Source organism: Streptomyces sp. NPDC000134 (assembly GCF_042899225.1).
Classification (GTDB): Bacteria; Actinomycetota; Actinomycetes; order Streptomycetales; family Streptomycetaceae; genus Streptomyces.
In genome coordinates this window covers 1-24,090 of the sequence record NZ_JBIAZN010000007.1, presented here as the reverse complement: position 1 = coordinate 24,090, position 24,090 = coordinate 1, and the positions used below count along the sequence as shown (strand labels likewise).

4 protein-coding genes are annotated in these 24,090 nt (G+C 74.8%); all 4 read right to left on the bottom strand.

Going from position 1 to position 24,090, the window contains the following annotated elements; all coding sequences use genetic code 11:
• Nucleotides 1-17 precede the first annotated feature (17 nt).
• On the bottom strand, nucleotides 18-3,230 hold the full coding sequence (locus ACFY32_RS12335) for an amino acid adenylation domain-containing protein (RefSeq protein WP_390674062.1): 3,213 nt from the start codon (nucleotides 3,228-3,230) through the stop codon (nucleotides 18-20).
• A 223-nt stretch (nucleotides 3,231-3,453) separates the two neighbouring features.
• Complete coding sequence (locus tag ACFY32_RS12330) at nucleotides 3,454-6,648, bottom strand: type I polyketide synthase (protein ID WP_390674061.1); 3,195 nt, start codon at nucleotides 6,646-6,648, stop codon at nucleotides 3,454-3,456.
• Nucleotides 6,578-13,111, bottom strand: a complete 6,534-nt coding sequence (locus ACFY32_RS12325) for a type I polyketide synthase (RefSeq protein ID WP_390674250.1) — start codon at nucleotides 13,109-13,111, stop codon at nucleotides 6,578-6,580. The genes ACFY32_RS12330 and ACFY32_RS12325 overlap by 71 nt, the downstream gene beginning before the upstream one ends.
• Before the next feature lie 32 nt (nucleotides 13,112-13,143).
• On the bottom strand, nucleotides 13,144-24,090 hold a 10,947-nt coding region (locus ACFY32_RS12320), incomplete at its 5' end, for a type I polyketide synthase (protein WP_390674060.1).

Here is a 24,090-nt window from a genome sequence, read left to right as displayed (position 1 = left end):
TGCCGGGAGGTCCCCGTTCAGAGGACCTCGCCGTCCTTGGTACGTCTGCGCAGGGCCGGCCTGCTGGACTGGGCGAGGTCCTGCCAGGTGTCGGACAGGCCGGCGACCGTGCGCACCGCGAACAGCGTGCGGATGGACACCTCCTGGTTCAGCTCCGCGCGGATCAGGCCGACCAGCCGGATGGCCCGCAGCGAGTTGCCGCCCAGGTCGAAGAAGTCGTCGTCGATGCCGACCCGGTCCACCTCCAGTACGTCGGCGAACGCTTCGGCGAGGACCCGCTCGGTGCTGTTGCGCGGTGCCCGGTACCGCCCGTCGTCGAAGGCCGGCTCGGGCAGCGCCGCCCGGTCCACCCGTCCGCCGGCCGTCACCGGCAGGCGCTCCAGGACCACGAACACCGACGGCACCATCAACTCCGGCAGTCGTCCCGCGGCGAACCGGCGCAGTTCCTCGACGGCGGGCCCGGCCCCGGCACCCCCCGCCGGGACCACGTGGGCCACCAGCCGGTGCTGCCCGGTGTCGTCCGCGCCGACGGTCACCACCGCCTGCGCCAGCGCCGGGTGCTCGGACAGCGCCTCCTCGACCTCGGCGGCCTCGACCGGGACACCGCGTATCTCCGTGCGGGCGCCGGCCCGGCCCACGTACTCCAGCAGGCCGTCATCCGCCCAGCGCGCCCGGTCCCCGGTGCGGTACATCCGCCCGCCGGCCGGGCCGAACGGGCAGGGCACGAACCGCTCGGCGGTCCGTCCGGGCCGTCCGGCACAGCCGCGGGCCACCCCGGCCCCGGCCACGTACAGCTCTCCGGTCACACCCACCGGGACCGGGGCCAGCCCCGGGCCCAGGACGTACAGGGCCGTGTTGTCCATCGGGCGGCCGACGGTGCCCGCGGGGTGGCGCGGTCCGTCCGCGGCCGGGCGGTGGCACGCGGCGGACACGGTGGTCTCCGCCGGGCCGTGGCCGTGGACGACCGTCACCTCGGGGCATGCCTCCCGGACCCGGCGCAGCGCGGCCGCGGGCACCCGGTCGCCGCCGGTCCACACCTCGGACAGCCCCGCGAGGCTCTCGGGGCTGTCCGCCGCGATCACCGAGAACCGGGCCGCGGGCAGCCACACCGTGGAGACGCCGTGCGCCGCGTGCGCCTCGGCCATTGCGTCGGCGTCCAGTTCGCCCGGCGGGGCCACGACCACCCGGCCGCCGTTCAGCAGGGGCGCCCACAGTTCGAGGGCGAGCGCGTCACCGGGGTGGGGGGTGTGCCACAGCACGGTGCCGCGGGCGCCGTCGCGCCACTGGCGATCCAGGACGAACCGCTCCAGGTTCCGGTGCGTCACCGCGACGGCGGTGGCCGCGCCGTCGGGTGCGGAGCCGTACAGCACGGCCGCCAGGTTGTCCCGGCGCACCCGGACCGGGACCTTCCGCACACCGTCACCATCACCGTCACCGTCGTCACCGGCGGCGGTGTCCTGCGCGAGGTCGCCGAACAGGAGCGTCGGTATCCCCAGGCCGGCGACGAGCGCCTCGGCGGCCGGCGTGTCGGTGAGCAGTACGCGGGCCGAGGCGTCACCGGTCACCGACGTGATCCGCTCCGTCGGGAGCGCCGGGTCGACCGGCAGGTAGGCGCCGCCCGCCTTCACCACCGCCAGCAGGGCGACGGCCAGGTCCACCGACCGGGGCATCGCCACCGCCACCACCGTCTCGGGGCCGACGGGCCGGCGGCGCAGCGCCTCGGCGACGCGGTCCGACCGCCGGTCCAGTTCCCGGTAGGAGAGCGCCGAGTCCCCGGACACCACCGCGACGGCCTCCGGAGCGCGCTCCACCTGGCGGGCGAACAGCTCCGGGACGGTCAGCCCCGGCACCGCTGCGCCGGTGCTGTTCGGCGCGGTCAGCACCAGGTCGCGGGCGGCGCCGCTCACCACGTCCAGCGCGCCGACCGGCGACTGCGGGCCGGCCGCCGTCACGGCCCGGATGTGGTCGATCAGGTCGGCGCCGATGAGGCGCAGTTCCGCGCGGGAGTACAGGCCCGCGGGGGCGTCGAGCCGGAAGCACAGGTCGCTCTCCGGGCTGCCGTCGGTGCCGACGGCGATCGACAGTTCGTCGAAGGTGCCGGTCGTCGCGCAGAGGTAGCGCGCCGGGTGGCCGTCGAAGTGGAGCTGCTCGGCGAACTCGGTGACGTTCATGACGGCACCGAAGCTGCCGCGGCCGCTGAGCACGGTCCCGCCGGCGCGCTGGATCTCGGAGTAGTGGCAGGCGGCGTGGTCGAAGATCTCGTACGTCTCGTCGCCCAGCGCGTCGGCGACGTCGGTGAGGGTCGCGCCGAGCGGCACCCGCACCCGTACGGGCACCACGTTGACCGCCAGGCCGGGTGTCCTGCTCGCCGCGCCGATCCGGTTGCCCACGGCCAGCGAGAAGAGGAACTCCGGGCGGTCGCAGCGGTGCCGCAGGAAGACCGCCGCGGCGGCGGTCAGCAGCGACGACATCCACACGCCCATGGACTTCGCGGCCTCGGTCCAGGTGTCCGCCTCGGCGCGCGGCACGGTCAGGGTGCGGCTGACCATGCCGATGGCGCCGGCCAGTTCGGACCAGCGGTCGGCGCGGCTCATCGGTGCGTCGAGCGCGGCCCGCGTCGGCTCGGGCAGGGCGACGCGCGGGACCTGGGCGGGCGCGGGCGCGTCCTTGAGGTAGTCGTGCCAGAACTCGGTGTCGTCGGCGGATCTCTGCGAGGCCCGGTAGTCCGCCGCCGCGGTGGTGAACGACTCGGCGTCCCACGGGTGCGGCGGCTGCGGTGCCCGCTCGCCGCGCACCCGTGCCGTGTAGACCTCGGCGAGGCGCCGGGAGAGCAGGCCGGCCGCGCCGTACCCGTCCGACACGAGGTGGTGGTAGGCGATCACCACGAGGGAGCGGGCCGCGGCGAGCCTCACCACGCCGAGCCGCAGCAGCAGGTCCCGTTCCAGGTCGAACGGCCGGCGCAGCACGTCGGCGAGGGCGTCGCGGGCGGCCTGCTCGGGATCGGCCTCCGCGCTGAGGTCCAGGAAGAACGGCTCCCAGTCACCCACCTCGCGGGGCACCAGCCGCAGTTCGCCGTCCTCCTCGGTGAAGGTGACGCGCAGGACCTCCGCCTCGTCCAGTACGTGCCGGAACGCGGATTCCATGGCCGCCGGGTCCAGTTCACCGTCCACGTCCCACGCGATCATCGCGTGGTTCGGTGAGTCGGGAGTCATTTTCTGCGCCAGCCACATCCCTTTATGCGCGGCCGGCGCATCGAATGAACGCAAACGGATCAACCCCTCAACACATAGGCCCGGGAAGCGGAGGAATTCGCAGATCACCTCCACCTTCACGGAGGTGGATCAGCCGGTCAAGACACTTCGGTGCCGGGGCGGGACGGGCCGCGAAGGGCCTTGTGCGTGTCCCGCCGGCGGGACGTACGACGGGGCGCCGAAGGCCCCGGGAATCCGCGAGTCAGCGTGAATCGCCGCTGGTCACCGAGGACATGATGTGTCCGGTGAGCAGTTTCGGTGTCGGGTGGCGCAGCACCACGTTCGCCCGCAGTCTGATGCCGGTCGTCGCGGCGAGGCGTTTGCTCAGTTCCACGGAGAGCATCGAGTCGAATCCCATCTCGCCGAATTTCTGGTCGGGGCCGAGGACGGCGGCGGAGGGGTGTCCGAGCACGACGGCGGCCTTTTCCAGGACGTGTTCCAGGACGAGCGCCTCGGCGTCGGCGGCCGGGAGGGCGGCGAGCTTGTCGATCAGGGACACGAGCGGCTCGTCGTCCACGGGCGGTCCGGCCGGGGGCGGTGCGGGCGCCGCCACCTGCGGGGAGGCGTCCAGCCAGTAGCGCCGGTGCTGGAAGGCGTAGGTCGGCAGGTCGACGACCCGGGCGTCCCGGCCCGCGAACACCGCCGGCCAGTCGACGTCCACGCCCCGCGCCCACGCCTCGCCCAGGGAGGCGCAGAACCGCTGCGGACCGCCCTCGCCCCGGCGCAGCGAACCCACCGCCGCGACCTCCTCGCCCGCCTCCTCGGCGGTGTCCAGCACCCCCCAGGTCAGCACCGGATGGGCGCTGGACTCCACGAAGACACGGAAACCGTCGGCCAGCAGCGACCGCACCACCGGCTCGAAGGCCACCGGACGGCGGCAGTTGTCGAACCAGTACCCGGCGTCCAGCTCCGAGCCGTCCAGTACGTCCCCGGTCACCGTGGAGTACAGCGGCACCGAGCCCGCCCGGGGCCGCACGAAGCCCAGCAGATCGGCGATGCGGTCCCGCAGCCGGTCCACCTGCGCGCAGTGCGAGGCCACCGTCGCCGGCACCACCCGGGCCCGTACGCCGTCCGCCTCCAGGCCGGCCACCAGCCGGTCCAGGGCCGCCTCCTCACCGGCCACCGTCACCGCGCGGGGCCCGTTCACCCCGGCGACGGACAGTCGCTCCCCGAACGGGGCCAGCCGCTCCTCGATCTCCGCCCGGCCCAGCGCCACCGAGGCCACCGCGCCCCGCCCCACCAGTTCGTCGGCGAACAACTGCGACCGCGCCACCACCAGGCGCGCCGCGTCCGCCAGGGACAGCGCCCCGGACACGCAGGCGGCGGCGATCTCCCCCTGGGAGTGCCCCACCACCGCCGCCGGCACCACCCCGCAGGCCCGCCACAGCTCCGCCAGCGACACCATCACCGCGAACAGGACCGGCTGCACGACCTCGATCCGCCGCATCGAGGGCGCCCCCTCCACCTCCCGCAGCACATCCAGCACCCGCCATTCGACGTGGGCCTCGACCGCCCGCGCGCACTCCGCCAGTCTCGCCGCGAACACCGGTGAGGAGTCCAGCAGTTCCACGGCCATGCCGGTCCACTGCGACCCCTGTCCCGGGAACACGAACACCGTCTTGCCGTCGATGTCGGCCGTACCGCGCACCACCGGCTCGGCGAGCTGCGCCAGCAGTTGTTCCCGGTCCGCGCCGATCACCACCGCCCGGTGCTCGAACGCCGACCGGGACACCGCCAGTGACAGCCCCACGTCGGCCACCGGCACCCCGGTGTGCGCGGTCACGAAGTCCGCCAGGCGCCGCGCCTGCCCCGCCAGCGCGGCGGCGCTCCGGCCCGACAGCACCCAGGGCAGCGGCCCGTCGGCGAGCACCGGGGCGGGACCGGGCTCCGTCCGGTTCTGCGGCTGCGGCTGCGGCTGCGGTGGTGCCTCCTCCAGGATGACGTGCGCGTTGGTGCCGCTGACCCCGAAGGACGACACCCCGGCCCGCCGGGGGCCGTCCGCCCGGGTCCACTCGCGCCCCTCGACCAGCAGTTCCACCGCGCCGGACGACCAGTCCACGTGCGGTGAGGGCGCGTCCACGTGCAGGGTCCTGGGCAGGTGACCGTGGCGCATGGCCATGACCATCTTGATCACCCCGGCGACCCCGGCGGCGGCCTGGGCGTGACCCATGTTCGACTTCACCGACCCCAGCCGCAGCGGCCGGCCCCCGGCCCGGTCCTGCCCGTAGGCCGCCAGCAGCGCGCCCGCCTCGATGGGGTCGCCCAGCGCGGTCCCGGTGCCGTGGGCCTCGACCACGTCCACCTCGGCGGCGGTGACTCCCGCGTTGGCGAGGGCCTTGCGGATCACCTCCTCCTGGGCGCGGCCGTTGGGGGCGGTCAGCCCGTTGCTGGCGCCGTCCTGGTTCACGGCGGAACCGCGCAGCACGGCCAGCACCGGGTGGCCGTTGCGGCGGGCGTCGGACAGCTTCTCCAGCAGCAGCACGCCCACTCCCTCGGCCCAGCCGGTCCCGTCGGCTCCGTCGGCGAACGCCTTGCAGCGGCCGTCGGCCGACAGCGCGCGCTGCCGGGAGAACTCCACGAGGACCGAGGGCGTCGACATCACCGAGACCCCGCCGGCCAGCGCGAGCGAGCACTCCCCCGCTCGCAGCGACTGCGCCGCCAGGTGCAGCGCCACCAGCGACGACGAGCACGCCGTGTCCACCGACAGGGCCGGGCCGGTGAACCCCATCCCGTACGCCACCCGGCCGGAGGCCACGCTCAGGGTGCTGCCGTGCAGCAGGTAGCCCTCCAGTTCGTGCGCGCCCGTCTCCAGGAAACGCGCCCCGTACTCGGGTGAGCTGACCCCGGTGAAGACGCCGACGTCGGTGCCGCGCACCTCGGCGGGGACGATGCCCGCCCGTTCGAGGACCTCCCACGAGGTCTCCAGCAGCAGGCGCTGCTGCGGGTCGGTGGCCAGGGCCTCGCGCGGACTGATGCCGAAGAATTCGGCGTCGAAGCCGGCCACGTCGGTCAGGAAGCCGCCGTGGCGTACGTACGACCGGCCGGCCGCGTCGGGGTCCGGGTCGTACAGGTCCGGCCAGCCGCGGTCCCGCGGGAACTCGTCGACGACGTCCCGGCCGTCGCGGACGACCTCCCACAGGTGTTCGGGCGAGGTCACGCCTCCCGGGTAGCGGCAGGCCATGGCCACCACGGCGATCGGCGCGCCGCGGCCGGCTCTCAGGGCGTCGTTCTCCTGGCGGAGGCGGTCGCGTTCCGCCAGCAGGGTGCGGAGAGCCCGCTGGACCCGGTCCGCGTCCTCCGTCGTGCGATCCGGCGGGTTGGTCATGTCAGTTGTCCCTCTCGTCCAGAGCCAGGTCGACCAGTGCTTCCAGGTCCAGGGCCGCCAGCCCGTCCGCACCCGCCGCGCCCGCGCCCGGCTCGGTGTCCGGGTCCGGTGCGGTGGCGTCCGTCCGGGGCGGGCCGGCGCAGGCCAGGATCTGTTCCAGCAGGCCCGCGCCGCGCAGGCGGTCGATAGAGACGGTCCGCAGCATCTCCCGGATCTCCGCGTCCGGGGCCCCGCCCGGGTCCGGTGCGGGGCGCAGCAGAGTGCACAGGTGGCGGCTCAGCTCGCGTGGTGTCGGGTAGCTGAAGACGAGGGTGGACGGCAGCCGCAGTCCGGTCGAGGCGGCCAGGCGGTTGCAGAGTTCGACCGCGGTCAGCGAGTCGAACCCGAGGTGGGTGAACGCCTGGTCGGCGTCGACGGCCGCGCCGGTGGGGTGTCCGAGCACGACGGCGGCCTGCTCCCGGACCCGGGCGAGTACGGCCGCCTCCGCCTCCTCGGCCGGCAGTGCGGGCAGCCCGAGCGGGCCGCCGTCCCTCGCCGCGCTCGTCCGGTTCCGTCGCGGCCGGCCGCCGGCGGCGAGGTCGCGCAGCAGCAACGGCAGGTCCTCGCCGGCCTTGTTCCGCAGCGCGGTCAGGTCCAGGCGGGCCGGGACGAGCACGGGCCGGTCGAGGGCGCACGCCGCGTCGAACAGGGCCAGTGCCTCGGGTGTCGGCATCGCGGCGACGCCGAGGCGCCGGGTGCGGGAGAGGTCGGCCCGGTCCAGGCCCGCGGTCATGCCGCTGGGCTGCTCCCACCAGCCCCAGCACAGCGACGTACCGGCCAGGCCGGCCGCCCTGCGCCACGCCGCCAGTGCGTCGAGGAAGGTGTTCGCCGCGGCGTAGTTGGCCTGTCCCGCGCCGCCGAGCGTGCCCGCGAGGGCGGAGAACTGGACGAACGCCGACAGGGGGCGGTCCCGGGTCAGCTCGTGCAGGGTGACCGCGCCGCCTACCTTGGCCCGCAGCACGTGTTCCAGGCGCTCGGCGGTGAGCGACTCCACGGTGGCGTCCGCCAGTACCCCCGCCGCGTGCACGACCGCCGTCAGCGGATACCGCGGCGGCAGGTCCGCGAGCAGGTCCGCGACGGCGGCCCGGTCCGCGACATCGCAGGCCGCGACCGTGACGGTGGCGCCCGCCGCCTCCAGGTCCGCGACCAGTGCGGGGACCCCGTCGGCGGCCTCCCCCCGCCGGCCGGCCAGCAGCAGGCTCCGTACACCGTGCCCGGTCACGAGGTGCCGGGCCAGCAGCGAGCCCACCGTCCCGGTCCCGCCGGTGACCAGCACGGTGCCGCCGCCGAAGGCGTCGCCCACGTCGAGGACCAGCTTGCCGACGTGGCGGCCCCGGCTCATCTCGCGAAAGGCCCCGCGGGCGTCGCGGATACCGCGCACGGAGACGGGGTTGAGGTGTATCCGCCCGTCGGCGAAGAGTTCCATGACGGCCCGGAGCATCTCCTGGGTCGCGTCCGGTCCTTCCTCGGAGAGGTCGAAGGCCCGGTAGTCGACGCCGGGGTGATCGGCCGCCACCCGGTGGGGGTCGCGGATGTCGGTCTTGCCCATCTCGATGAAGGTGCCGCCCCCGGGCAGCAGCCGCAGCGAGGCGTCGACGAACCGGTGCGCGAGGGAGTTCAGTACGACGTCCACACCCCGGCCGCCGGAGGTGTCCAGGAACTTGTCCGCGAACTCCAGGTCCCGCGACGACGCCAGGTGCGCGTCGTCCAGGCCCAGTCGGCGCAGGGCGGGCCACTTGGCCGGGCCGGCGGTCGCGTAGACCTCGGCGCCGACGTGCCGCGCCAGTCGCACGGCGGCCATGCCGACGCCGCCCGCCGCGGCGTGGATGAGGACGCGCTGTCCCTTCTCCAGCTTCATCAGGCGGAACAGCGCGTGATAGGCGGTGAGGAAGGCGCTCGGCACGGACGCCGCCTCGGCGTGGCTCCAGCCGTCGGGGGTACGGGTGAGCAGGCGCTGGTCCGTCACGGCCACCCGCCCGAAGGCGCCGGAGAACGCGCCCAGCACCCGGTCGCCCGGCGCGAGTGCGGTGACGTCGGCCGCCACCTCCAGCACCGTCCCGGCGCCCTCGCTGCCGAGCCCGGCGCCGAAGGCGGTCCGTTCCACCAGGCCCAGGGCGATCGTGACATCGCGGAAGTTGAGCCCCGCGGCCTGGACGGCGATACGGACCTGCCCGCTGGTCAGGGGTGCCTCGACCTCGGGGCACGGCACCCAGGTGAGGTTCTCCAGCGTTCCCCTGGCCGGGATGTCCAGCCGGTGGGCGCCCGCCGGCGGGGGCTCGACGCGGTGCCGCGCCGGGGAGGCCGGCAGCAGGCGGGGCGTGAGGTACGCGCCGTCGCGCAGCGCGAGTTGCTCCTCGCCGAGGGCGAGCACGCCGGGGAAGCGGGCCCAGGAGGTGTCGGCGTCGTCGATGTCCACCAGCCGGAACCTGCCGGGGTGCTCCGTCTGGGCGGAGCGGACCAGGCCCCACACGGACGCGCCGGGCAGGCTCTCGACGCTCTCCCCGGCGCCGGTGTCCTGGGCCAGGCGGGTGAGCACCACCAGGGTGGTTCCGGCGAGCCGTTCCTCGGCGAGGAACCGCTGTACGCAGTCGAGGACGCGGGTGCCGGCGGCGGTGACCTCGGCGAGCAGGCCGGGCCCGGCGGGGACGGCGTCGTCCGGGCAGAGGACGAGGTGCCGGGGCGGTCGCGCCAGGGCGTCGTCCAGGGACGCGTAGGACACGACGTCCCCGCCGCCCGGACCGGCCAGCCGTGCGGCCGGTCCGTGCTCCGCCCCGAGCACCCCCCACGTTTCGGGGCGGGCCGCCGGGCCGCCCGGTGCGAGCGGGCGCCATCGCAGCTCGTACAGGGAGCGCTCGGGCCCGCCCCGCGTCGAGCGCAGGTGCTCGGGACCGGCGGGCCGGAACGTCAGTGTCGCGACGTGTGCGACGGCACGGCCGTGCTCGTCGGCGATGGTCAGGGACACGGCGCCTTCGCCCGCCGGGGTCAGCCGGGCGCGCACGCTCGGGCCGCACTGGCCGGTGAGGTCCGCCCCGGACCAGGAGAACGGCATCCAGCCCCGCCCGCCGTCCACGTCGAGGAGTCCTCCGGCCGCGACCGCGTGCAGCACCGCGTCGATCAGCGCCGGATGCAGCGCGAATCCGCCGCCGGCCGGGCCGTCGCCGGTCTCCGGCAGGGCGGCCCGCACGTACAGGTCGTCTCCGTGCCGCCACACCTCCCGCAGCCCGCGGAAGACCGGACCGTAGTCGAAGCCCGCCGTGGCGAGGGAGTCGTAGAAACCGTCGAGGGGAAGCCGCCGCGCGCCGGCCGGCGGCCACACGGCGAGGGGGCGCGGGTCCTCGGTGCGTACGGCCTCCGGTGGCACGGCCGGTGCCAGGTGGCCCGTCGCGTGGCGGGTGAAGTCGCCCGCCGCCGGACCGTCGTCGCCGGGGCGCGAGTACACGTCGAGGGAGCGGCGCCCCGCCTGGCCCGGTGCCCCGACGACGACGCGTACGCTCACGTCGTCCGCGTCGGGAAGGACGAGGGGGACCTCCAGGGAGAGTTCCTCGACGCACGCGCAGCCGACGGCGTCGCCCGCCCACAGCGCCAGGTCGAGGTAGGCCGTCCCCGGGACGACGACCGCGCCGAACACGGTGTGGTCGGCCAGCCAGTCGTGGGTACGCGGGGACCACCGGCCGGTGAACACCGCCTCGCCGGTACCGGGGTGGTCCACCAGGGCGCCCAGCAACGGGTGTCCGGGAGCCGTGAGGCCGGCGGAGGCCACGTCCGCCGCCCTCCTCCCGGCCGAGGGGTCCAGCCAGTAGCGCTGCCGTTCGAACGCGTACGTCGGCAGGTCCACCCGTCGGCGCGCCCCGAACAGGGCGTCCCAGTCCACGGTCCCGCCCCGGACGTGTATCCGCGCCAGTGCGCCGGTCAGCGCCTCGACGGGCTCGCGGTCGCGTCGCGACGCGGACAGCGCCAGCGCGTCGTCCACGCCCTCGCCGGTGAAGGCGTCCTGGAGGATGCCGGTGAGCGCCGATCCCGGGCCGGCTTCGAGGAAGAGGCGCGCACCGGCCGCCCGGACGTGCTCGACGGCGTCGAAGAAGCGGACGGGTTCGCGGACATGGCGTACCCAGTGCGCCACGGAGGTCAGTTCCTCGGAGGTGGCCTCGCGGCCCAGCCTGGTGGAGACGACCGGGATCGCCGCCGCGCCTTCGGGGAGTTCGCCGACCGCCGCCGCGAACTCCGCCAGCACCGGGTCCATCAGCGGGGAGTGGAAGGCGTGGTCCACCTTCAGGAGTTTCGCCCGGGTGCCGTCGGCGACGAGCCTGTCCCGGAGGGCGAGGATCTCGTCCCGGGCGCCCGAGACCACCACGGACCGCGGGCCGTTGACGGCGGCGACGCCGACGCGGCGGTACGGGGCGAGCAGGGCGTCCGCGGCCTCCTCGGGGACGCTTACCGCCAGCATAGCGCCGCGCTCGGTGACCGTCCGCATGACCCGTCCCCGGGCGGTCACGAGCCGGGCCGCGCTGTCCAGGTCGAGGGCGCCGGACACATGGGCGGCGGTGATCTCGCCGACCGAGTGCCCGATCAGGTGGTCCGGCGGCGGGCAGTACCGCGTGATGAGCCGGTACAGGCCGACCTGGAGGGCGAACAGCGCCGGCTGGGCGACGTCGGTCCGCTGGGCCCGGTCGTCGGCGAGCGCGTCGGCGAGCAGGAGGGGTTTCAGGGCGTAGGGCAGGTGGGTGTCGAGGCGTTCGCAGACCTCGTCGAGGCCGTGCGCGAACGCGGGGAAGGCGTCGTACAGGTGGCGGGCCAGGCCGGCCCACCGGGCGCCCTGTCCCGGGAACATCAGGACCGACCCGCCGGGCCGCACGGCGACACCGCGTATCACCCGGGCGGATTCGGTGCCGTCGCTCAACGCCGCGAGGCCGTCCAGCAGTTCGTCCCGGTCGTGCCCCAGCACCACCGCCCGGTGTTCGAGCCGGGCCCGGCCCGTCGCCAGCGACCAGCCGATGTCGGCGGGGTCCGGGCCGGCGGCGGCCGCGGCGCGCAGTCCTGCGGCCTGTGCCCGCAGGCTCCGCTCCGACCGCGCCGACACGATCCACGGCACCACCGCGGGCGCCGCGTCCGGCACCTGAGCGTCGGCGGCCGTGTCCTGCTCGGGGGCCTGTTCGAGGATCAGGTGCGCGTTGGTGCCGCTGACGCCGAACGCCGACACCGCGGCCCGTCGCGGCCGGTCGCCGGTCCCGGGCCACGGCCGGGCCTCGGTGAGGAGTTCCACCGCGCCCGCCGACCAGTTCACGTGCGGTGTCGGCGCGTCCACGTGCAGCGTCTTCGGCAGGGTGCCGTGGCGCATGGCCATGACCATCTTGATGACGCCCGCCACGCCCGCCGCGCACTGCGGATGGCCGATGTTGGACTTCACCGAGCCCAGCCACAGCGGCCGGTCCCCGGGCCGGTCCTGGCCGTAGGTGGCCAGCAGCGCCTGGGCCTCGATCGGGTCGCCCAGCGTGGTGCCCGTGCCGTGTGCCTCGACGGCGTCCACCTGGTCCGCCGTCAGCCGCGCGTTCGCCAGGGCCTGGCGGATGACCCGCTGCTGGGAGGGGCCGTTGGGGGCGGTGAGGCCGTTGGAGGCGCCGTCCTGGTTGACGGCCGAGCCCCGGACGACCGCCAGCACCCGGTGGCCGTTGCGCCGCGCGTCACGAAGGCGTTCCAGCAGCAGCAGGCCCACCCCCTCGCCCCAGGCGGTGCCGTCGGCGGCGGACGCGAAGGGCTTGCACCGGCCGTCGGGGGCCAGTCCGCGCTGGCGGCTGAACTCGGTGAACACGCCGGGCATCGTCATGACCGTCACGCCGCCCGCCAGGGCCAGCGAGCACTCGCCGTTGCGCAGCGCCTGGGCCGCCAGGTGCAGCGTCACCAGCGACGACGAGCACGCCGTGTCGACGGTGACGGCCGGTCCCTCGAAGCCCCACACGTAGGAGACGCGCCCCGAGGCGACCGCGACCGAGGTGCCCGTCATCAGGTAGCCCTCCAGCGCTTCCGGGGACTCGTGCAGCGGCGGGCCGTACTCCTGGCGCGCGATGCCCACGAACACCCCGGTGCGGCTGCCGCGCAGTGTCGTCGGGTCGATGCCGGCCCGTTCGATCGCCTCCCACGAGGACTGGAGCAGGAGGCGCTGCTGCGGTTCGATCGCCGTCGCCTCGCGCGGGCTGATCTCGAAGAAGGCCGGGTCGAACTCGTCCGCGTCGTACAGGAATCCGCCTTCGCGGACGTACGACGTGCCGTGCGGGCCCGGCTGCGGGGCGTACAGGTTCTCCAGGTCCCAGCCACGGTTGTCCGGGAAGGCGGAGACGGCGTCCCGTCCGGCGGCGACCAGTTCCCACAGGTCCTCCGGTGAGCGCACCCCGCCCGGGTAGCGGCAGCTCATGCCGACGATCGCGATCGGTTCGCGCGCCGCCTCGGACAGTTCGGCGTTGACGCGGCGCAGGTGTTCCGTCTCCTTGAGAGATGCCCGCAACGCCTCGACGACGGCTTCGGTCGACTGGGCCATCATGATCTCCGCATCTCGTCAGGGACGTCGTCCTTCATCGCCATGCGCACCAGGTCGTCCACGCCCATCTCGTCCAGCGACGGCCCGTCGCCGTACTCCGGCCCCTGGCTCGCGCCGTCCGGCGCGTACGGCTCGCCGTCGCCGCCGTCGGCCGCGCGCTCCGGGAACAGTTCGTCGCGCAGGTACCGCGCGACGACGGCCGGGGTCGGGCAGTCGAACAGCAGCGTGGCGGGAAGCTGCAACCCGGTCGCGCGCCGCAGCCGGTTGCGCAGTTCCACGGAGGTCAGCGAGTCGAAACCGACCAGGCTGAAGGCCCGGTCGGGACCGATCGCGTCCGGCCCGCCCAGTCCGACGACCGCCGCGGCGTACGCGCGGACGGTCTCCAGCAGGGCCTCGTCCAGCTTGTCGTCCGGCAGTTCCCTCAGCCGGGCCGGCAGGTCGTCCTCCGCCGCCTCGTCCCCGTGACCGCCGGGGTGCGCCGGGGCGGGCGCGGCGAGGTCGGGGAGGTCGGCGATGAGCCGGCTGGGCCGGACCGCGGTGAACACGGGCGCGTAGTCCGCCCATTCCACCCGGGCCAGCATCACCTGGGTCTCCCGCCGGCCCAGCGAGGCGGCCAGTGCCGCCGTCGCCGTCTCGGGGGCCATCGGCGGCAGCCCCTGCCGGCGCAGGCGTTCCGCCACCTCGCCGGTCACCATGCCGCCGCTCCAGGACCCCCAGTGCACGGCGGTCGCGGGCAGTCCGGCCGCCCGCCGGGTGTGGGCCAGCGCGTCGAGGTAGGCGTTCGCCGCGGCGTACCCGCCCTGTCCGCCGCTGCCCCAGATGCCGCCGACGGCCGAGGAGAACAGCACGAACGCGTCCAGTTCCAGACCGGCGGTGAGTTGGTGCAGGACGGTGGCGGCGGCCACCTTGGGCCTGAGCACCCGTTCCATCTGCTCCGCCGTGAGGGACGCCACCAGCCCGTCCGCCAGCACGGCGGCACCGTGGATCACCGCGCTCAGCGGGTACTCCGGCGGCACCGCCGCCAGCACCTCCCGCAGCCCGTCCCGGTCGGCGGCGTCGACGGCGGCCACGGTCACCCGTGATCCCAGTTCGGTCAGCTCCGCCACCAGCTCCGTGATGCCCGGGGTGTCCTCGCCGCGCCGGCCGACCAGCAGCAGATGGGGGGCGCCGGTCCGGGCCAGCCAGCGGCAGACGTGCGAGCCGACCTCGCCCGCGCCGCCCGTCACCAGCACGGTGCCCCGTGGCCGCCACTCCCCCGCCGGCGCGGCACCCAGCGGCGCCCGCGCCAGCCGTCGCCCGAACACCCCCGAGGCCCGCACCGCCACCTCGTCCTCGCCATGGATTCCGTCTGCGGCGTCGACACCGCCGAGGACCGCGCACACCGACAGCGCGGCACGCGCGTCCAGTTGGGCGGGCACGTCCACGAGCCCGCCCCACCGCTCCGGCCGCTCCAGCGCCAGCACCCGGCCCAGGCCCCAGACCTGGGCCTGCGAGGGGTTGGCGACGGCGTCGGCGTTGCCCGTGGTGACCGCCTCGCGCGTCAGGCACCACAGCCGGGCCCCGACTCCCGTGTCCTCCAGTGCCTGCGCCAGGGCGACCGTACCCGCGAGACCGGCGGAGACCGGCTCGTGCGCGGCGGCCAGGCCGTCGTCGACGAGCGCGGCGAGGGACAGCACGCCCGTGATGCCACCCGGGACGTCCCGCTCGGCGAGGAGGGCGGCGAGCCGCCGGCCGAGCGCGGTGCGGTCCGGCAGATCACCGGTCGCGATGTCCCACCGGACCACCTGGGCACGGCTCTGCCGCAGCGCGTCGAGCAGCGTCTCCACTCCGGGGTCCTGAGCCGCGGCCTCGGGAACGGCCACCAGCCAGGCACTCCCCCGCGGCCCCGGCGCCGCCCCGGCCCCGGGCAGCGGCTTCCACACGGCACGGTAACGCCAGCTCTCCAGCTCCGACCGGTCCAGTCGGCGCCGCCGCCAGGACGCCATCGCGGACAGTACGGCGGGAAGCGCGGCGTTCACGCCGTCGGGCCGGTCCTCCGCGCCGGCCAGCCCCAGTGTGCTGACCAGCGCGTCCAGGTCCTCCCGTTCGACCGCGTCCCAGAACTCCGCCTCCGCCGGGTCCCCGGAGCCGCCGGTCCCACGACCGGCATCGGCCTGGTCGGCGTCCAGCAGCCAGTAATGCTGACGCTGGAAGGGGTAGGTGGGCAGGTCGAGATGGGTGGGCCGGGCGGCGGGGTAGAAGCCGGCCCAGTCGACGGTGGCGTGAGTGTGGACGGCCGCCAGCGAGGTCAGCACGCGCTGCCAGGTGTCGTCGTCGCGGCGCAGGGTGCCGGTGACGGCGACCCCGGCGGTGCGGGTCTCGGCGGTCTCTTGCAGCGGGTGGGTGAGGACGGGGTGAGGGCTGGACTCGACGAACAGGGTGTGCCCGTCGTCCAGCAGAGCCCGGACGGTCTCCTCGAACAGCACGGTGGTGCGCAGGTTCTCGTACCAGTACGCCGCGCCCATCACCGTCGTATCGGCCATCGGCCCACCGACATGACCGGCGACCGTCGAATAGAACGCCACCGTGGCCCGCTGCGGCTCAACCGGCGCCAGCAGCTCCAGCAGTTGGTCGTGCAGCGCCTCCACGTGCGGGGTGTGGGAGGCGTAGTCCACCGGGATACGACGAGCCCGGACGCCCTCCGCCTCACAGCGCGCCAGCAACTCCGCCAGCGCGTCCGCGTCACCGGCCACCACCGTGGACGACGGACCGTTCACCGCGGCCACGACCACGCGTCTATCCCACTGGGCGATCAGCGCCGAAGCATCGGCCACGGCGAGCGGCACGGAGACCATCCCACCCCGGCCGGCGATCCCGGTGATGGCCCGGGACCGCAGTGCCACGATCCGGGCGGAGTCCTCCAGCGACAGCACCCCCGCGATGTGCGCGGCGGCGATCTCACCCTGCGAGTGCCCTACCACCGCGTCGGGCTTGACGCCCAGGTGCTCCCACAACCGGGCCAGCGACACCATCACCGCCCACAACGCGGGCTGAATGACATCCACTTGTTCCAGACCGGACGCCTGCTCCAGTACGTCGATGAGGTCCCAGCCGGTGAAGGGTTCGAGTGCCGCCGTGCACGCCGTCAGGTGTGCGGCGAACACCGGTGACGAGCGCATCAGCTCCACGCCCATGCCGATCCATTGCGACCCCTGCCCCGGGAACACGAACACGGTCCTGCCCGGCTGGGCGGGTGCCGTGCCGGTGACCACTCGGGACGAGGGCTGACCGGCGGCCAGCGAGGCCAACGCCGCGCGGAAGTCGGCCGGTTCGCGGCCGAGCACCACCGCCCGGTGGTCGAACACCGAGCGGCCCGCCGCCAACGCGTGCCCGACCTCGACGGACGTCACCTGCGGATGACGGTCCAGGTGGGCGAGCAGCCGCCGCGCCTGCTCCCCCAGTGCCGCCTCCGTCTTCGCCGACAGCGGCCACGGCAACGTACCGTCCGTCACCACCGACGGTTCCGGCAGGTCTCGGCTCCCGCCCTCCTGGACCTGCTCAAGGATGAGATGGGCGTTGGTGCCGCTGACGCCGAACGACGACACGCCGGCTCGGCGCGGGCGGCCGGTCTCCGGCCAGGACCGTGTCTCCGTCAGCAGTTCGACGGCCCCGGACGCCCAGTCGACGTGCGGGGTCGGCTCGTCCACGTGCAGCGTCTTCGGCAGCAGGCCGTGGCGCATGGCCATCACCATCTTGATGACGCCGCCTACGCCCGCCGCGGCCTGGGTATGGCCGATGTTGGACTTCAGCGAGCCCAGCCAGAGCGGCCGGTCCTCGGGCCGGTCCTGGCCGTAGGTGGCCAGCAGCGCGTGGGCCTCGATCGGGTCGCCGAGGGTGGTTCCCGTGCCGTGGGCCTCGACCACGTCGACCTCTTCGGCCCGGACCCGGGCGTTGGCCAGGGCCTGGCGGATGACGCGTTCCTGCGCGGGCCCGTTCGGGGCCGTCAGACCGTTGGAGGCGCCGTCCTGGTTGACGGCCGAGCCGCGGACGACCGCCAGCACCTGGTGGCCGTGGCGTCGCGCGTCGGAGAGGCGTTCGAGCAGCAGCAGGCCGACGCCCTCCGCCCAGCCCGCGCCGTCGGCGGAGGCGGCGAAGGACCTGCACCGCCCGTCGGCGGAGAGGCCGCGCTGCTTGCTGAACTCGGTGAAGACGTCGGGTGTCGCCATGACGGTGACACCGCCGGCCAGGGCGAGGGAGCACTCGCCGTTGCGCAGCGCCTGCGCGGCCAGGTGGATGGCCACCAGGGAGGAGGAGCAGGCGGTGTCGACCGTCATCGCCGACCCCTCGAACCCGAAGGTGTAGGCGACCCGGCCGGAGGCGACGCTGCCCGCGCTGCCGTTGAGCAGGTAGCCCTCCAGGTCTTCGGGTACGGAGCCGAGGCGGCTGCCGTAGTCGCCGTACATGACGCCGGTGAAGACGCCGGTGGGGGTGGCCTGGAGGGTGGTGGGGTCGATGCCGGCGCGTTCGACGGTCTCCCAGGCGACCTCCAGCAGGAGGCGCTGCTGGGGGTCCATGGCGAGGGCCTCCCGGGGGCTGATGCCGAAGAACGCGGGGTCGAAGGCATCGGCGTCGTAGAGGAAGCCGCCCTCGCGGACGTAGGTCTTGCCCGGCCGGTCGGGGTCGGGGTCGTACAGCGCCTCGACGTCCCAGCCACGGGTGGCCGGGAACTCCGCGACGGCGTCCGACTCGCCCGCGACCAGGGACCACAGGTCCTCCGCGGATCGCACACCGCCCGGGTAGCGGCAGCCGATGGCCACGATGGCGACGGGTTCGTCGGCGGCGACGGCGGGCGTCGGGGCCGGGGCGGCGGCGGGGGTGGGGGCGGTCGGGGCGAGGGTGGTGTGCAGGTGGGTGACCAGGCGGCGCGGGGTGGGGTGGTCGAAGACGAGGCTGGCGGGGAGCCGGAGTCCGGTGGCGGCGTTGAGGCGGTTGCGGAACTCGACCGCGGTCAGTGAGTCGAAGCCGAGGTCCTTGAACGCCTGGGTGAGCTGGACGGTGTCGGGTGTGGCGTGGCCCAGGACGACGGCGGCCTCGGTACGGACGAGGGCGGCGAGGGCCTCCTCGGCGTCCTCGGGGGTGAGCTGGGCCAGCCGGTCGCGGAAGCCGGTGGCGTCGGTCACCGTGGCGGCGCCGGCCCTGCGGACGGGGACGCGTACGAGGTTCTGGAGGACGGCGGGGACGGTGCCGGTCTCCAGGTGCGGCCGGAGCAGCGCGGGGACGATCCTCGCGGGGACCGGGCAGGCACCGTCGGCGGTCCGGGCGGCCTCGAACAGCGCCAGGCCCTCGTCCGCCGTGATGGGCTTGATGCCGAGGCGGGCCGCGCGGGTCAGGTCGGCGTCGTCGAGGTGTCCGGTCATGGCGCTGCGCTGTTCCCAGAAGCCCCAGGCCAGCGAGACGGCGGGCAGGCCCTCGGCGCGGCGGCGCTGGGCCAGCGCGTCCAGGAAGACGTTCGCGGCGGCGTAGTTGCCCTGTCCCGGTGTGCCGAGGACGCCCGCCATGGAGGAGAACAGGACGAACTCGGTGAGGTCGGTCCCGCGGGTGAGTTCGTGCAGGTGCCAGGCGGCGTCGGCCTTGGGCCGGAACACGGTGTCGACGCGCTCCGTCGTCAGGGAGGTGACGACGCCGTCGTCCAGGACGCCGGCGCTGTGGACGACGGCGGTGAGCGGGTGTTCCTCGGGGATGTCCGCGAGGAGCGCGGCGAGCGCGGCGCGGTCGGCGGTGTCGCAGGCGGCGACGGTGACCTTCACGCCCAGTTCGCGCAGTTCGGCGGCGAGTTCGGCGGCGCCCGGGGCGTCCGGGCCGCGCCGGCCGACCAGCAGCAGGTGACCGGCGTCCGCGGCCTTCGCGTAGCGGCGGGCGAACAGCGAGCCGAGGGTGCCCGTGCCGCCGGTGATCAGGACCGTGCCGCCCACGGCCGGTCCGGGCCCGGCGGCGGTGTCGTCGTCGGGCCGGGTCCGGGTCTCGCGGACGAGCCGGGGGACGTACACCTGCCGGTCGCCGTCGCGCAGGGCCGTCTGCGGCTCGCCGCCGGCCAGTGCCGCGCGGAACGCCTCGGCGGGGACGGTGTTCTCGTCGGCGACGTCGATGACCGCGAAGCGGCCCGGGTGCTCGGTCTGCGCGGTGCGGATCAGGCCCCAGACAGCGGCGTGCGCGGGGTCGGGTGACTCGGTGCCGGGGTGGACGGCGACGGCTCCTCTGGTGACGAACACCAGGCGACTGCCGGCCGGCCGTTCCCCGGCCAGCCATGACTGGATCAGGTCGAGCGCGTACCGCACGGCCTCGCGTGCGCGGCCGGGGACGTCCTCGGCCGGGCCGGACCGCCGCAGCAGGCCGGTGGCGATCACCGGGTCCGGGAGGCCGGCGGTGTCGTCCACCGGCAGTGTCGCGGGGTCCGTGTGCCGGGTCACCGCGACTCCGTCGGGCAGCGCGCCGACCAGGGCCTCGGGGATGCCGGTGCCCAGGAACGCCACCCGGTCGGCCGCGAGACCCTCGGCGGCGGGCGCGGGGACCCAGTCCAGGCGGAACAGGTGCTCGTCGCCGCCCGCCGTGACCGCCTTCGCCAGTTGGTCGGCGGTGATCGGCCGCATGGCCAGCGACTCCACCTCGGCGACCGGCCGTCCGGCGGGGTCGGCGAGTCCGACGCGCAGTGTCCCCGAGTCGGTCACGGTGGTCCGTACGCGCAGTACCCGGGCGCCGACGGCGTGCAGCCGGACGTCCGACCAGGCGAACAGCAGGGGTACTTCGTCCGGGCTCCGTTCGGAACGGGCGAAGACGGACGGGTGCAGCGCGGCGTCGAAGAGGGCGGGGTGGATGCCGTAGCGGTCGGCGTCGGTGGTGGTGTCGGCGGGCAGGGCCACCTCGGCGTAGAGGGTGTCACCCTCGCGCCAGGCGGCGGTCACGCCCTGGAAGGCGGGGCCGTACTGGTAGCCGAAGCCGGCGATGAGGTCGTAGAGGGTGTCGGCGGGCAGGGGGACGGCGCCGGTCGGCGGCCAGGCCGTCGGCTCCGCCCAGGGTGCCGTGTCCGGCGGGGCGGACGGCTGGGGGCCGAGGGCGCCGGTGGCGTGGCGGGTCCAGGGCCGGCCGGGTGTGGCGTCGGCGGGCCGGGAGTGGACGGTGAGGGTCCGGCGGCCGTCGTCGTCGGGTGCCGTCACATGCGCCTGGAGGTGGAAACCGCCGGTGCCGGTAAGAGTCAGGGGTGCTTCGAGGGTCAGGTCCTCCAGGTGCGGGGTGTCGGTGACTTGGCCGATGTGCAGGGCGAGTTCGACGAAGGCGGTACCGGGGACGAGGGGGGTGTCGTGCACGGCGTGGTCGGCCAGCCAGGGGTGGCTGCGCAGCGACAGGCTCCCGGTGAACAGGTGGCCGTCGCCGTCCGCGAGGGCGACGGCGGCGCCCAGCAGACCGTGGTCGGCGGCGTGCAGTCCGAGGGCGTGCGGATCGGTGGCGGTGGTGGTGTCCGTCAGCCAGTAGTGCTGGTGCTGGAAGGGGTAGGTGGGCAGACCGAGGTGGGTGGGCCGGCCGGTGGGGTAGAAGCCGGCCCAGTCGACGGTGGCGTGGGTGTGGACGGCCGCCAGCGAGGTCAGCACGCGCTGCCAGGTGCCGTCGTCGCGGCGCAGGGTGCCGGTGACGGCGGCCTCGGCGGTGCGGGTCTCGGCGGTCTCTTGCAGCGGGTGGGTGAGGACGGGGTGGGGGCTGGCCTCGACGAACAGGGTGTGTCCGTCGTCGAGGAGGCTGAGGGTGGCGGCCTGGAAGTCGACGGTCGTGGCCAGGTTGTCGTACCAGTACCGGGCACCCAGCACCGTCGTATCGGCCGTCGGACCACCGACGTGACCGGCGACGGTCGAGTAGAACGCGACCGTGGCCGGCCGGGGCTCGATCGGTGCGAGCAGCTCCAGGAGCTGGTCGTGCAGGGCCTCCACGTGCGGGGTGTGGGAGGCGTAGTCGACGGGGATACGGCGGGCCCGGACGCCCTCCGCCGCGCAGTGGGCGAGCAGTTCGACCAGCGCGTCGGCGTCACCGGCGACCACGGTGGACGACGGACCGTTGACCGTGGCCACCGACACCCGGCCCGCCCACGGCGCGATCAGCGTGGCGGCATCGGCCACGGCGAGCGGCACGGAGACCATCCCGCCCCGGCCGGCGATCCCGGTGATGGCCCGGGACCGCAGTGCCACGATCCGGGCGGAGTCCTCCAGCGACAGCACCCCCGCGATGTGCGCGGCGGCGATCTCACCCTGCGAGTGACCCACCACCGCGTCCGGGGTCACGCCCAGGTGCTCCCACAACCGGGCCAGCGACACCATCACCGCCCACAACGCGGGCTGCACCACATCCACCCGCTCCAGACCGGACGCCTGGTCCAGTACGTCGATGAGGTTCCAGCCGGTGAAGGGTTCGAGTGCCGCCGCGCACGCCGTCAGGTGTGCGGCGAACACCGGCGACGAGCGCATCAGCTCCACGCCCATGCCCACCCACTGGGACCCCTGCCCCGGGAACACGAAGACGGTCTTCCCGGATTGAGCGGGTGCCGTGCCGGTGACCACCTGCGGCGAGGGCTGACCGGCGGCCAGCGAGGCCAACGCCGCGCGGAAGTCGGCCGGTTCGCGGCCGATCACCACCGCCCGGTGGTCGAACACCGAGCGGCCCGCCGCCAACGCGTGCCCGACCTCGACGGACGTCACCTGCGGATGACGGTCCAGGTGGGCGAGCAGTCGCCGCGCCTGCTCCCCCAGCGCCGCCTCCGTCTTCGCCGACAGCGGCCACGGCACCGTACCGTCCGTCACCACCGCCCTCTCGCCGACGGCGTGTTCGGCCTCCGGGGCCTGCTCCAGCACCATGTGCACGTTGGTGCCGCTGACGCCGAAGGCGGAGACGCCGGCGCGGCGCGGGCGGCCGGCGTCCGGCCAGGGGCGTTCCTCGGTCAGGAGTTCCACCGCGCCCGCCGTCCAGTCGACGTGCGGGGTCGGCTCGTCCACGTGCAGCGTCTTCGGCAGCAGGCCGTGCCGCAGGGCCATCACCATCTTGATGACGCCGCTCACGCCCGCCGCGGCCCCGAGGTGGCCGATGTTGGACTTGAGCGAGCCCAGCCACAGCGGCCGGTCGTCCGGGCGGTCCTGGCCGTAGGTGGCGATCAGGGCCTGGGCCTCGATCGGGTCGCCCAGTCTGGTGCCGGTCCCGTGGGCCTCGACCACATCGACCTGGTCCGGCCTGACCCGGGCGTTGGCCAGGGCCTGGCGGATGACGCGTTCCTGGGAGGGTCCGTTCGGGGCGGCGAGGCCGTTGCTGGCGCCGTCCTGGTTGACCGCCGAGCCACGGACGACGGCGAGGACGGGGTGCCCGTTGCGCCGGGCGTCGGAGAGGCGTTCCAGGAGCAGGACGCCCGCCCCTTCTCCCCAGTTGGTGCCGTCGGCGGCGGCCGCGAACGCCTTGATCCGCCCGTCCGCCGCCAGCCCCCGCTGCCTGCTGAACTCGGTGAACAGTCCCGGCGTGGCGATCACCGACACACCGCCGGCCACCGCGAGGGTGCACTCCCCCTGCCGCAGCGCCTGGGCCGCCTGGTGCAGCGCCACCAGCGACGACGAGCACGCCGTGTCGACGGTGATCGCCGGGCCCTCCAGCCCCAGGAAGTAGGCCAGCCGACCGGAGATCACGCTGGTCATCTTGCCGGTCACCATCAGACCGTCCATGCCGTCCGCGGCCTCGTGGAGCAGCGGGCCGTACTCCAGCGCCACCGCGCCGACGAAGACGCCGGTCCGGGTGCCGTGCACCGACTCGGGGCGGATGCCCGCGCGTTCGAACGCCTCCCAGGCGGTCTCCAGCAGAAGGCGCTGCTGGGGGTCCATGGCGAGGGCTTCGCGGGGGCTGATGCCGAAGAAGGCGGCGTCGAACTCGGCCGCGCCGGACAGGAAGCCGCCCTCGCGGACATAGCTCTTGCCCGGCCGGTCCGGGTCCGGGTCGTACAGCCCCTCGACGTCCCAGCCACGGTCCGTCGGCAGCCCGGAGATCGCCTCACCGCCGGATGTCACCAGGTCCCACAGTTCCTCCGGCGATCCCACACCCCCCGGAAGCCGGCACCCGATGCTCACCACGGCGATCGGCTCGTCCGACGCGGCGGCCTCGGCCACGGGTACCACGGCGGACGCCCCCTCCCCCAGCAACCGGCCGCGCAGATGCCGGACGATCGCCGCCGGTGTCGGGTGGTCGAACACCACGGTCGGCGCCAGACGCAGGCCGGTGGCGGCGGTCAGGCGGTTGCTCAGCTCCACCGCGGACAGCGACTGGAAGCCGAGGTCCTTGAAGGTACTGTCCGGCCGGACCGCCTCCGGTGCCGTGTGCCCCAGCACGGTCGCGGTATGGGCGCGCACCAGCTCCGTCAGCTCGCGCTCCGCCTCGTCCGGCGACATCCCGGCGAACCGCTCCCCACCCGCGACACCGGCCTCCGTGGCTCCGGCCGCGACCACGCTCCACGTGCTCCCGGAGGTCTCCAGCCAGTACCGCTCACGCTGGAACGCGTACGTCGGCAGGTCGACGACCCGCGCTCCCCGGCCCGCGAACACCGCCGGCCAGTCGACCCGTGCCCCTCGCACCCACGCCTCGCCCACGGAGGCACAGAGCCGCTCCGGACCGCCGTCGTCGCGGCGCAGGGTACCGGTGACGGCGACCTCGCTGCCGCCCGCGGCGGTTTCCTGCAAGGGGTGGGTCAGTACCGGGTGGGGGCTGGTCTCGACGAACAGGGTGTGCCCGTCGTCCAGCAGAGCCCGGACGGTCTCCTCGAACAGCACGGTGGTGCGCAGGTTCTCGTACCAGTACGCCGCGCCCATCACCGTCGTATCGGCCATCGGCCCACCGACATGACCCGCGACCGTCGAATAGAACGCCACCGACGCCCGCCGCGGCTCAACCGGCGCCAG

What these genes read in the sequence shown, in the direction of transcription:
- ACFY32_RS12335 (WP_390674062.1), bottom strand. Translation starts at nt 3,230, where the DNA reads ATGTGGCTGGCGCAGAAAATGACTCCCGACTCACCGAACCACGCGATG.